The organism is Pseudomonas inefficax (assembly GCF_032164165.1).
In the GTDB taxonomy this organism is placed as follows: Bacteria; Pseudomonadota; Gammaproteobacteria; order Pseudomonadales; family Pseudomonadaceae; genus Aquipseudomonas; species Aquipseudomonas inefficax.
Genome location: NZ_CP134401.1, coordinates 2702817 through 2715078, shown reverse-complemented (window position 1 = coordinate 2715078; position 12262 = coordinate 2702817). Strand labels below are relative to the sequence as shown.

Annotated in this window: 11 protein-coding genes; 8 read left to right on the top strand and 3 right to left on the bottom strand. The window is 63.2% G+C overall.

Translation table 11 applies throughout. From position 1 onward, the window contains the following. Window positions 1-21: 21 nt before the first annotated feature. Window positions 22-2769, bottom strand: coding sequence for a DNA polymerase I (polA, locus tag RIN61_RS12195; RefSeq protein ID WP_207878743.1), 2748 nt, complete (start codon window positions 2767-2769; stop codon window positions 22-24). Between the two features lie 75 nt (window positions 2770-2844). Between polA and RIN61_RS12190 the strand changes: the two genes are divergently transcribed. Both RIN61_RS12190 and RIN61_RS12185 read left to right on the top strand, forming a co-directional pair. Next, complete coding sequence (locus RIN61_RS12190) at window positions 2845-3132, top strand: DUF2782 domain-containing protein (protein ID WP_013970316.1); 288 nt, start codon at window positions 2845-2847, stop codon at window positions 3130-3132. Between the two features lie 69 nt (window positions 3133-3201). After that, window positions 3202-4152 (top strand): homoserine kinase, encoded by a 951-nt coding sequence (locus tag RIN61_RS12185; RefSeq protein ID WP_112251726.1) that lies wholly within the window; start codon window positions 3202-3204, stop codon window positions 4150-4152. A 111-nt stretch (window positions 4153-4263) separates the two neighbouring features. Here RIN61_RS12185 and RIN61_RS12180 read toward each other — a convergent pair whose 3' ends face one another. Then, window positions 4264-5220, bottom strand: a complete 957-nt coding sequence (locus RIN61_RS12180; RefSeq protein ID WP_207878744.1) for a zinc ABC transporter substrate-binding protein — start codon at window positions 5218-5220, stop codon at window positions 4264-4266. Between the two features lie 18 nt (window positions 5221-5238). On the opposite strand from RIN61_RS12180, the gene zur reads away from it, so the two are divergent. The 4 genes from zur to RIN61_RS12160 all read left to right on the top strand — a co-directional run bounded on the left by zur (window position 5239) and on the right by RIN61_RS12160 (window position 8107). Further along, on the top strand, window positions 5239-5724 hold the full coding sequence (gene zur / locus RIN61_RS12175) for a zinc uptake transcriptional repressor Zur (RefSeq protein WP_112251724.1): 486 nt from the start codon (window positions 5239-5241) through the stop codon (window positions 5722-5724). Next, complete coding sequence (gene znuC / locus RIN61_RS12170) at window positions 5721-6497, top strand: zinc ABC transporter ATP-binding protein ZnuC (protein ID WP_133969843.1); 777 nt, start codon at window positions 5721-5723, stop codon at window positions 6495-6497. Before zur ends, znuC begins: the two co-directional genes overlap by 4 nt. Further along, a complete protein-coding gene (gene znuB / locus RIN61_RS12165; RefSeq protein ID WP_112251722.1) occupies window positions 6490-7272 on the top strand; it encodes a zinc ABC transporter permease subunit ZnuB in 783 nt (260 codons plus the stop codon). The genes znuC and znuB overlap by 8 nt, the downstream gene beginning before the upstream one ends. A 127-nt stretch (window positions 7273-7399) precedes the next feature. Then, window positions 7400-8107: a PA5502 family lipoprotein gene (locus RIN61_RS12160; protein WP_112251721.1), complete on the top strand. Its 708-nt coding sequence runs from the start codon at window positions 7400-7402 to the stop codon at window positions 8105-8107. Between the two features lie 109 nt (window positions 8108-8216). Here the strand turns inward: RIN61_RS12160 and katE are convergent, their stop codons facing one another. Beyond that, on the bottom strand, window positions 8217-10352 hold the full coding sequence (gene katE / locus RIN61_RS12155; RefSeq protein WP_112251720.1) for a catalase HPII: 2136 nt from the start codon (window positions 10350-10352) through the stop codon (window positions 8217-8219). 225 nt (window positions 10353-10577) lie between these two features. Between katE and RIN61_RS12150 the strand changes: the two genes are divergently transcribed. Further along, the gene (locus RIN61_RS12150; protein WP_112251719.1) at window positions 10578-11585 is read left to right on the top strand and encodes a methionine ABC transporter ATP-binding protein; all 1008 of its coding nucleotides are present in this window, start codon (window positions 10578-10580) and stop codon (window positions 11583-11585) included. Further along, window positions 11585-12256 carry a methionine ABC transporter permease gene (locus RIN61_RS12145; protein WP_085621373.1) on the top strand — a complete coding sequence of 224 codons (672 nt, stop codon included), beginning with the start codon at window positions 11585-11587 and terminating at the stop codon, window positions 12254-12256. The genes RIN61_RS12150 and RIN61_RS12145 overlap by 1 nt, the downstream gene beginning before the upstream one ends. Window positions 12257-12262: the final 6 nt, after the last annotated feature.

Below are 12262 nucleotides of genomic sequence, written 5' to 3'. Positions count from 1 at the left end.
TACACAGCTTTCCCCGTCGGATCAGTGAGCTTCGTCCCAATTCGCACCAATTCCTGCCTCGACCAGCAGCGGCACATCCAGTTGCGCGGCCTTGCTCATGTGCAGGCGAATTTCATCTTTAACCTGCTCAACCAGGTCCTCGCGCACTTCAAGTACCAGTTCGTCGTGTACCTGCAGGATCACCCGGGCATCCAGCCCGCTCTCGCTCAGCCAGTTATCCACATTGACCATGGCCCGCTTGATGATGTCGGCCGCAGTGCCCTGCATGGGGGCGTTGATCGCCGTGCGTTCGGCGCCTTTGCGCAGAGCCGGGTTCTTGGCATTGATGTCAGGCAGGTACAAGCGGCGGCCGAACAAGGTTTCAACAAAGCCTTGCTCCGCAGCCTGGGCACGGGTGCGCTCCATATAGGCCAGCACGCCCGGGTAACGGGCAAAGTAGCGGTCAATGTAATCCTGCGACTGTTTGCGGTCGACACCGATCTGCTTGGCCAGGCCAAAGGCGCTCATGCCGTAGATCAGGCCGAAGTTGATGGCCTTGGCACTGCGACGCTGGTCGGTGGTGACGTCTTCCAGAGCTACGCCGAATACCTCCGCGGCCGTGGCGCGGTGCACATCCAGGTCGTTACGGAAGGCATGCAGCAAGCCTTCGTCCTTGGCCAGGTGGGCCATGATGCGCAACTCGATCTGCGAGTAGTCCGCCGCCAGCAGCTTGTAGCCCGGGCTGGCGACGAAGGCCTGGCGGATGCGCCGGCCTTCGGCAGTACGGATAGGGATGTTCTGCAGGTTAGGGTCGCTGGACGAAAGCCGGCCGGTGGCCGCAACCGCCTGCTGGTAGGAGGTGTGGATACGCCCGGTGCGCGGGTTGATCTGCCCCGGCAGCTTGTCGGTGTAGGTGCTCTTGAGCTTGCTCAGGCTGCGGTACTGCATCAGTACCTCAGGCAGCGGGTAGCCTTGCTCGGCCAGCTCATCGAGCACTGCTTCTGCCGTGGATGGCTGGCCCTTGGTGGTCTTGCTCAGCACCGGCATGCCCAGTTTGTCGTAGAGAATCGCACCCAGCTGCTTGGGCGAGCCGAGGTTGAACTCCTCACCGGCCAGCTCATAGGCGCGCTGCTCCAGCTCAGCCATCTTCACCCCCAGCTCACCGCTCTGCACCTTCAGCAGCGCGGCATCGACCAGCGCACCCTGGCGCTCGATCCTGGCCAGCACCGGCACCAGCGGCATCTCGATGTCCATCAGTACCGGCTGCACGCTCGGTGTCTGCGCCAGGCGTGCCTGCAGCGCGTGATGCAGGCGCAGGGTGATGTCGGCGTCTTCGGCGGCGTAGGGGCCGGCCTTGTCCAGGTGGATCTGGTTGAAGGTCAGTTGCTTGGCGCCCTTGCCGGCGATGTCCTCGAAGGCGATGGTGGTGTGGTCGAGGTACTTCTGCGCCAGGCTGTCCATGTCGTGACGGGTGGCGGTAGAGTTCAGCACGTACGACTCGAGCATGGTGTCATAGGCCACGCCGCGCATTTCGATGGCGGGTGAGCCGTTGGCGAGGATGTTGATATCGTACTTGGCGTTCTGCCCGACCTTGGCCTTGGCCGGGTCTTCCAGCAGCGGCTTCAGCGCCAGTAGTACGGCTGCGCGGTCCAGCTGAACCGGCGCCCCCTCATAGTCATGGGCCAGCGGCACATAGGCCGCTTCATGCGGCTCGACAGCGAACGACACACCAACCAGTTGCGCCTGCTGGGCGTCCAGGCTGGTGGTTTCGGTGTCGAAGGCGAACAGTGGCGCCTGGCGCAGCTTCTCCAGCCAGAAGTCGAGACGGTCCTGGTCGAGGATGGTTTCATACCTGGGCTCGGCCTTGGCCGCTTGCTCCACGATCGGCGCGATGTCGTCACCGGCCTTGGCCGCGTCACGCTGCACCTCGGCGACCCAGCTCTTGAACTCCATCTCGGTGTACAGCGCCAGCAACGCTTCACGGTCCGGCTCGCCGCACACCAGGGCATCTACTTCGATATCCAGGGGCACATCGACCTTGATGGTAGCCAGCTCATAAGACAGGAACGCGGCGTCGCGGTGCTCTTCCAGCTTGGCCGGCAGGGTCTTGGCGCCGCGAATGGCCAGCGCCGGGACCTTGTCCAGGTTGGCGTACAAGTCGCTGAGGCCACCGCCGATGCCGGTCAGCAAGCCCACTGCGGTTTTTTCGCCCACACCTGGCACGCCGGGAATGTTGTCGACCTTGTCGCCCATCAGGGCCAGGAAATCGATGATGTGTTCCGGGCCGACGCCAAATTTCTCGTGCACGCCAGCTACGTCCAGCACGCTTCCGGTCATGGTGTTGACCAAGGTAATGTGCCCGTCCACCAACTGCGCCATGTCCTTGTCACCGGTCGAGATGATTACCGGCCGGCCCAGGGCTGCACTGCTGCGCGCCAGGGTGCCGATCACGTCATCAGCCTCGACCCCTTCCACGCACAGCAGCGGGTAGCCCAGCGCCTTGACGCTGGCATGCAGCGGCTCGATCTGTACCCGCAGGTCGTCCGGCATGCTCGGGCGGTTGGCCTTGTATTCGGCGAACATGGCATCGCGGAAGGTACCGCCCTTGGCGTCGAACACCACCGCGAACAGGCTGTCGGGGTATTGCTTGCGCAGGCTCTTGAGCATGTTCAGCACCCCCTTCACCGCGCCGGTCGGCATGCCCTTGGAGGTGGTCAGCGGCGGCAGCGCGTGAAAGGCGCGGTACAGGTAGGAGGAACCGTCCACCAGGACGAGGGGCGCTTGGCTCATGAGCAGAATCAACCTTTTCGACGGGTCCGGCGCTAGAATAGCCAGAATCATTGACGACAAAGGGACAAGGTTATCATGCGTACACTCAATCGCCTGTTACTGCTCGGTCTGTTGGCAACCATGCCTGTCGTCACCCTGGCGGCGGACGACGCCCCCTCGGCCGATCCCGAGGTGACCATTCGCACGGAAGGCGACAAAACCATCCAGGAGTACCGGCAGAACGGGTTCCTGTATGCAATCAAGATCACGCCGAAAAACGGCAAGCCTTATTTCCTGGTACGCGCCGATGGCTCTGATGGCAATTTCATTCGATCCGACCAGCCGGACATGCTGATTCCGTCCTGGAAGATCTTCGAGTGGTAATCTGACGCGCACCGTTCACATCAACCCGGCACTTCCCGGCGGAAGTGCCCGTATGGGCAATTCTTCATCATGTCAGTCTTCACCCCCGTGACCCGGCCTGAGCTGGAAACCTTTCTGGCACCGTACGCGCTGGGCCGTCTGCTCGACTTCCAGGGCATCGCCGCCGGCACCGAAAACAGCAATTTCTTCGTCAGCCTCGAACAGGGGGAGTTCGTCCTGACGCTTATCGAGCGCGGGCCCAGCGAGGACATGCCGTTCTTCATCGAGCTGCTGGACACCCTGCACGCGGCCGACATGCCGGTGCCCTATGCGATTCGTGACCGCGACGGCAACGGCCTGCGCGAGCTGTGCGGCAAGCCGGCGCTGCTGCAGCCACGGCTGTCGGGCAAGCACATCAAGGCACCGAACGCCCAGCACTGCGCCCAGGTCGGCGAGCTGCTGGCCCATATTCACCTGGCCACCCGCGAGCACATCATCGAGCGCCGCACCGACCGCGGCCTGGACTGGATGCTGGCCTCGGGTGCCGAGTTGCTGCCGCGCCTCAGCGCCGAGCAAGCCGCGCTGCTGCAGCCGGCGCTGGACGAAATCAGCGCGCACAAGGCTCAGATCCTGGCGCTGCCACGGGCCAACCTGCACGCCGACCTGTTCCGCGACAACGTGATGTTCGAAGGCACACACCTGACCGGTGTGATCGACTTCTACAACGCCTGTTCCGGGCCGATGCTGTATGACATCGCCATCACCGTGAATGACTGGTGCCTGGATGAACACGGCGCGATCGATGTGCCACGCGCCCAGGCGTTGCTGGCAGCCTATGCGGCGCTGCGGCCGTTCACCGCAGCCGAAGCCGAGCTGTGGCCGGAGATGTTGCGGGTAGGCTGCGTGCGCTTCTGGCTGTCGCGCCTGATTGCAGCAGAATCGTTTGCCGGGATGGATGTGATGATCCATGACCCGAGCGAGTTCGAAGTGCGTTTGGCGCAGCGTCAGCAGGTGGCCTTGCACCTGCCGTTTGCCCTCTAGACCGCGTTTGCTTCTTCGCGGGTAAACCCGCTCCCACAGGTATGGTGACAGGCTTGAGATTTGTGCTGTCCCTGTGGGAGCGGGCGTGCCCGCGAAGAGGCCGGCACAGGCTTACAGCTGCTCCAGGCACCCAACCAGGTCGCCACCCAGTTTCTCCAGCAAGCGCTCATAGCCCTTGCCATCCACCGGGTCATTGCCGCCCAGCGCATCCAGCTCGGCCAGACGCACCGGCAAGCCGGCAGTCAAGGTCTCGGCCAGGCGCGGCCGCAACGGCGGCTCGCTGAACACACAGGTCTTGCCCACTTCCTGCAGGCGCTTGCGCATGGCTGCCACGTGCTGCGCGCCGGGCTGCACTTCGGCTGCCACGGTGAACACCCCGGTGTGCTTCAGGCCATACTCGGCCTCGAAATAGTCGAACGCTTCGTGGAACACGAAGTACGGCTTGCCGGCAATCCCGGCCACCCGCGCCTTGATCCGTCCATCCAGCGCGTCCAGGCGTGCGTCGAAGGCCTTGAGATTGCTTTGGTAGCGTGCCGCATTCACCGGATCGACCTGCGCCAGGTCAGCGGCCATTTTCGCTGCAATCACCCGCGCGTTGACCGACGATAGCCACAAATGAGCATCAAGGCTGCCTGGGCGGTGGTCGTGGTCATGGTCGTCGTGGTCTTCCTCTTCATGGGACTGGCTGTCCTCGCCAAAATGGCGCAGCTTCATGCCCGGCAGCGACTGCACGGCCACCGTGGGCTTGCTGCGATTGCTCAGCAACCGTGGCAGAAAGTTCTCCATGTCCGGGCCGATCCAGTACAGCAGGTCGGCGTCCGCCACCCGCCGCACGTCGGACGGGCGCAGCGCATAGTGGTGCGGCGAAGCACCCGGCGGCAGCAATACCTCTGGATTGCCGACACCATCCTGGACGGCGGCGGCGATCTGCTGCAGGGGTTTGATACTGGTCAGCACACGCACGTCAGCCTGGGCGGAAAATGCGATGAAAGCGACAAAAAGGACTAGGAATCGGGACACGGTGAATACTCGAGTCGTCAGAAACAGGTAACATAATAACGTCTCCATCCAGAACCGTCGCTGCCCATGTCCATCACGCCGCTGGCAAACCGTCCTCACGACCATTCCCATTGCGTACACAGCGCACTGGCTGAAGCCGATGCCTTGTGCACCCGCCAGGGCCTGCGCCTGACCGCACTGCGCCGCCGTGTGCTGGAACTGGTGTGGCAAAGCCACAAGCCGCTGGGTGCCTACGACATCCTCGCCGTACTCAGCGAGCAGGACGGCCGCCGCGCTGCACCACCGACGGTGTACCGGGCACTGGACTTCCTGCTGGAAAACGGCCTGGTGCACCGCATCGCCTCGCTCAACGCCTTCATCGGCTGTAGCCACCCCGAGCACGTGCATCAAGGGCAGTTCCTGATCTGCCGGGCCTGCCATGTGGCCATCGAGCTGGAACAGGACAGCATCAGCGAGGCCATCATCAGCAGCGCCAAGGGCGTGGGCTTCACGGTCGAGACCCAGACCGTGGAGGTGGTCGGCCTGTGCAGCAACTGCCGGAGCGCGGCATGAGCGACGCACTGATCCGCCTGGAGCAGGTCGGCGTCACCTTCGGTGGCGAGGCGGTGCTCGACAGCATCGACCTATCGGTCGCACCCGGCCAGATCGTTACCCTGATTGGCCCGAACGGCGCGGGCAAGACTACCCTGGTGCGCGCCGTGCTCGGTCTGCTCAAGCCGCACCGCGGCAGGGTATGGCGCAAGCCGAAACTGCGCATTGGCTACATGCCGCAAAAAATCCAGGTAGATGCCACGCTGCCGCTGTCGGTGCTGCGCTTCTTGCGCCTGGTGCCCGGTGTAGACCGCGCGGCAGCCTTGTCGGCGTTGCAGGAAGTGGGCGCCGAGCAGGTCATCGACAGCCCGATACAGACCATTTCCGGCGGCGAGATGCAGCGCGTGCTGCTGGCCCGCGCCCTGCTGCGCGAACCCCAGTTGCTGGTGCTCGACGAGCCGGTGCAAGGCGTAGACGTGGTCGGCCAGACCGAGCTGTACAACCTCATTACCCGCCTGCGCGACCGCCACGGTTGCGGCGTGCTGATGGTTTCCCACGACCTGCACCTGGTGATGAGTGCAACCGACCAGGTGGTGTGCCTGAACCGCCACGTGTGCTGTTCGGGCCACCCAGAGCAGGTCAGCGGTGACCCGGCATTCGTCGAGCTGTTCGGCCAGACCGCCGCCCCCAGCCTGGCCATCTACCACCACCATCACGACCACAGTCACGACCTGCACGGTTCGGTGGTCGCCCCTGGCACCCATGTTCACGGAGCGCACTGCAAGCATGGCTGATTTTCTTCTCTACGCCTTGCTTGCCGGCTTGTCCCTGGCGCTGGTGGCCGGCCCACTGGGCTCCTTCGTGGTGTGGCGGCGCATGGCCTATTTTGGCGACACCCTGTCCCACGCCGCCCTGCTCGGCGTTGCCCTGGGCTTTGCCCTGGACGTCAGCCCGGCACTGGCGGTAACCGTAGGCTGCCTGTTGCTGGCGATCTTGCTGGTGACCTTGCAGCAACGCCAGCCACTGGCCTCCGACACCCTGCTCGGCATCCTCGCACCCAGTACCTTGTCGCTGGGCCTGGTGGTGCTGAGCTTCATGCACGATGTGCGCATCGACCTGATGGCCTATCTGTTCGGCGATCTGTTGGCCATCAGCACCACCGACCTGGCCTGGATAATTGGCGGCAGCGTGCTGGTGTTGCTGCTGCTCGCTGCGTTGTGGCGGCCGTTGCTGGCAGTCACCGTGCACGAAGAGTTGGCAATGGTCGAAGGCCTGCCGGTGGCCGGGCTGCGCATGGCGCTGATGCTGCTGATCGCGGTGGTGATTGCCGTGGCCATGAAGATCGTCGGCGTGCTGCTGATCACCTCGCTGCTGATCATTCCTGCCGCTGCGGCGCAACGTCACGCCCGCTCTCCCGAGCAGATGGCCCTGGGCGCCAGCCTGCTGGGCGTGACCGCGGTATGCGGCGGCCTGGCCATGTCCTGGTTCAAGGACACCCCCGCCGGCCCGTCGATCGTGGTCTGCGCGGCAGTGCTATTCTTGCTGAGCCTGGCCCTGCCGAAACGCTGAAAAACAGGGCGCGTGAAGGCGCGCCCTGCAACCTTTTCGCACGTAAAGGGTCTGTAAGACTTGTTTTCGAGCGTGCGCACCTGGGTGTAGACTTGCTCGCTTTTTGCGCAAATAGAGAGTCGCAGGAATGAAGCCGTTCGCCTCCCGTTATCTGCTTGTTGCCGCGTTTTCCCTGTTCCTGGCTGCGTGTTCCAACGCGCCGGTCGAACAGGCCACCGCACCTGCTCAAGCCGATGCCTGGCAGCAGTTGCAACAAAACATCGCCAGCAACGAGCTGGCCACCGCCGAAGACCAGCTGGCTGCCCTGCAGGGCCAGGCGCCGGATGACGCGCGCCTGGAGCAATACCAGCGCCAGCTTGCCGAAGCCTACCTGCAACGTAGCCAGATCTTCCTGCAGAAGGGTGATGTGAACGCTGCTGCAACCGCCCTGGCCCGTGCCCGCGCGCTGATGCCACAGGCCCCGGCGGTGACTGGTGGCGACGCCGTGACCCAGGCGCGCAAGGCCGAGCTGGAAAAGGCTGAAGCGGCGTTGAAAGCGGCCGAGGCCAAGCCCAAGGCGCGCATCATCGACCCGGCTGCACCGAGCACCGTCGTGGCCTTGAAGACCACCGATAGCCGCGCCATGCGGCGCCAGCTGGATGACATTGCCGCCGATGTAGTGAGCTATCAATGCGATGTTGTGTTCCAGGTGCCGCGCACCGAGGATGCGCCTTGGCTGAAGACCTTGCTGGAGAAGCGCGTGCGCAAGATCGACAGCGGGTTCGAGCTGAAGCAGAAGCATGAAATCCAGCGGTCGCTGCCGGCGCAGGTAGTTCTGGTTCCGCATCAGCGTTAAGAATCTGGGGGCGCTGCGCGCCCCTTTCGCGACACAAGGCCGCTCCTACAAGGGAATGCGATCTCCTGTAGGAGGGGCCTTGTGTCGCGATGGGCTGCAAAGCAGCCCCTTAGGCCGGCACAGCCTCCGCAGCCGCCTCCCGCTCCCACACCCGATGCCCCTCTACCGCTTTGACGAAGGCATCCACGGTCTTCTGCTCATCTCCCAGCAGCAACCCCTTGTCTTCTTTCAGCCCCAGGCTGCCCAAAAGCTCTTTGGTCAACACCATCGCTTTCAGGTGCTTGTAGCCCTCCAGCAGGAAATGCCTGGCCAACCCGCTGGCCGCCAGCGCATCGGTCGACGCCTTGCCACCCGGCACGACAATTCCGTCGAACATGATCGATGGCATTCCCTCCATGGAAGCATCCACCGGCAGTTGCTTGCCGTCCGCAGCCTTCACCGGTGCTGAGGTTGGCCCCAGAAGCAATGGCCGGGCACTGTGTGCTTCCAGGGCCTTGACCAACTTGTCCACGCTGGCAGCGTCTACGCCATCTGCCACCAGCACGGCAATCTTGCGCCCCTTGATGCCCACCGAACCAGGGTGGTTCATCTGGCTGAGGGCAGGCGACTGCGCAAGCTGGCTACCCTTCACTTGCACTGTGCCCGCGCTCGGCGCTGGCAAGCCCAGGTTGGCAGCCACCGCAGCCGCCAGCTTCAGGTCGATGTTGGCAAGAATTTCATTCACTTCCCGAGCACGGATCGTCTCCCGCTCCACCTTGCCCAATTCAAAGCTGTAAGCCTTGATGATGTGCTGCTGCTCGGTCGGGCTCATGCTCTGGAAGAACAACCGCGCTTGCGAGAAATGGTCGCCGAACGACTCGCTGCGCTGGCGGATCTTGTGCGCATCGATACGCTCCTGGTAACTCTCGAAGCCGCCATCCTGCGCGGCAGGTGGCGTTTCCTTAGGCCAGCCGCCGTCGATGGAATTGGGCTCGTAGGATGCACGGCCCCTGTGCACCACATGCTGATGCAGGGCGTCGCGCTGGTTGTTGTGGTTGGGCGCGACGGGGCGGTTGATCGGGATCTGGTGGAAGTTTGGCCCGCCCAGGCGGCTAAGCTGCGTGTCGGTGTAGGAGAACAGCCGGCCCTGCAGCAAAGGGTCGTTGGTAAAGTCGATACCAGGCACGATATGACCCGGGCAGAACGCCACCTGTTCTACTTCGGCAAAGAAGTTGTCCGGGTTGCGATTCAGGACCATCTTGCCCAAAGGTGTAACCGGCACCAGCTCTTCCGGGATTATCTTGGTCGGGTCCAGCAGGTCGAAATCGAATTTGTGCTCGTCGGCTTCCGGCACGATCTGCACGCCCAGTTCCCACTCCGGGTAATCGCCGGTCTCGATAGCCTCCCACAAGTCGCGACGCTGGAAGTCAGCGTCCTTGCCTGCCAGTTTCTGCGCTTCGTCCCATAGCAGGGAGTGCACACCCTGGCGTGGTTTCCAGTGGAATTTGACGAAGCTGGCTACGCCCTGGGCGTTGATCAGGCGGAAGGTATGCACCCCGAACCCTTCCATCATCCGCAAGCTGCGCGGGATCGCACGGTCCGACATCGCCCACATCACCATATGAGCCGACTCCGGTACCAGCGAGACGAAATCCCAAAAGGTGTCATGGGCCGAGGCGCCGGTCGGGATCTCGTTGTGCGGCTCCGGCTTTACGGCGTGAACGAAATCCGGGAATTTGATCGCATCCTGAATGAAGAACACCGGCATGTTGTTGCCCACCAGGTCGAAGTTGCCTTCGTCGGTGTAGAACTTGACCGCAAAACCCCTCACGTCACGCACGGTGTCGGCAGAGCCGCGCGGGCCCTGTACCGTGGAAAACCGCACAAAGACGGGCGTGACTTTTTCCGGGTCCTGCAGGAAGCCAGCCTTGGTCAGCTCGGCGTGGTTGCCGTAGCTCTGGAAGAAACCATGCGCCCCGGTCCCTCGCGCATGCACGATGCGCTCAGGGATGCGCTCGTGGTCAAAGTGCGTGATCTTCTCGCGCATGATGAAATCTTCGAGCAGCGAGGGGCCTCGATCACCGGCCTTCAGCGTGTTCTGGTTGTCAGCGATGCGCACCCCCTGGTTGGTACGCAGCGCCCGGCCCGTGGCATCGCTGCGGTCAGCCTCCAGGCTCTGCAACTTGGCGTTGGTATTGGCCCGGTCCGGGGTCTGGGTGCCAGCGGCCTCGCTGTGCTTTGGCGCATCCGTGTTCTTGCTGGGCATGGTCGGCTCTCCTCATCACTCTACAGGCGTGCCCGTTCGGGCTTGTTCAGGTAGTGACCGGAGCGCTTTGCCGAGCGTTCAATCAGAATTACCGGTTGTCGCCATATGCCCGAAGGATTGGAGCATTACGAAATAAATGCTAAGAACAGCTATGGGAAAAGGCTAAAATGCGCGACCCCAGCTAACCGCTGACCCAAATTCCATGCGCCCCACAAGGTTCGCTACGTGATCGAGTTCCAACAGGTACACAAGACCTACCGCGTCGCCGGTAGGGAAATCCCCGCACTGAATCCGACCAGCCTGACCATCGAAGATGGCCAGGTGTTCGGCCTGATCGGCCATTCCGGCGCCGGCAAGAGCACCATGCTGCGCCTGATCAACCGCCTGGAAGAACCTTCCGGCGGCAAGATCATCGTCGATGGCGAAGACGTTACCGCGTTCAATGCCAGCCAGCTGCGCGGTTTCCGCCAGCAGGTCGGGATGATTTTCCAGCACTTCAACCTGCTGGCCTCCAAGACCGTCGCCGACAACGTCGCCCTGCCACTGACCCTGGCCGGCGAGTTGTCGCGCAGCGAAATCGACAAGCGCGTGACCGAGCTCCTGGCCCGCGTCGGCCTTTCCGACCATGCCAAAAAGTACCCGGCGCAGCTGTCCGGTGGCCAGAAGCAGCGCGTCGGCATCGCCCGAGCCCTGTCCACCAACCCGAAGATCCTGCTGTGCGACGAGGCCACCAGCGCCCTCGACCCGCAAACCACCGCCTCGGTCTTGCAATTGCTGGCCGAAATCAACCGTGAGCTGAAGCTGACCATCGTCCTGATCACCCACGAAATGGATGTGATCCGCCGGGTCTGCGACCGCGTGGCAGTGATGGACGCCGGCCAGATCGTCGAGCAGGGCTCGGTGGCCAAGGTGTTCCTGCACCCGCAGCACCCCACCACCAAGCGCTTTGTCCAGGAAGACGAGCAGGTCGACGAAGGCGAGCAGCGTGACGACTTCGCCCATGTGCCAGGCCGTATCGTGCGCCTGACCTTCCAGGGCGACGCCACCTACGCGCCACTGCTGGGCACCGTTGCCCGCGAAACCGGCGTGGACTACAGCATCCTTGCCGGGCGTATCGACCGCATCAAGGATGTCCCCTATGGCCAGCTCACCCTCGCCCTGATCGGCGGTGACATGGAAGCGGCGTTCGCCCGCTTCAAGGCAGCTGACGTACATATGGAGGTACTGCGTTGATGGACGCCCTGAGTTTCTTTGCCAACGTCGACTGGGCCGAAATCTGGCTGGCCAGCGTCGATACCATGATCATGCTGTTCGGCTCGCTGTTCTTCACCGTGCTGCTCGGTTTGCCGCTGGGCGTGCTGCTGTTCCTCTGCGGGCCGAAGCAGATGTTCGAGCAGAAGGGTGTGTATGCGCTGCTGTCGCTGATCGTCAACATCCTGCGCTCGCTGCCGTTCATCATCCTGCTGATCGTGATGATTCCGATCACCGTGCTGATCACCGGCACTTCGCTGGGCGTAGCCGGCGCCATTCCGCCGCTGGTGGTGGGTGCCACGCCGTTCTTCGCGCGCCTGGTGGAAACCGCCCTGCGTGAAGTGGACCGCGGCATCATCGAGGCCACCCAGTCGATGGGCGCCACCACCCGTCAGATCATCACCAGCGCACTGCTGCCAGAGGCCCGCCCGGGCATCTTCGCCGCCATTACCGTGACCGCCATCACCCTGGTGTCGTACACCGCCATGGCCGGTGTGGTCGGTGCAGGCGGCCTGGGCGACCTGGCCATTCGCTTCGGCTACCAGCGTTTCCAGACCGATGTGATGGTCGTCACCGTGGTGCTGTTGCTGGTACTGGTTCAAGTCCTGCAAAGCGTGGGCGACAAACTGGTCGTACATTTTTCCCGTAAGTAACCCCAA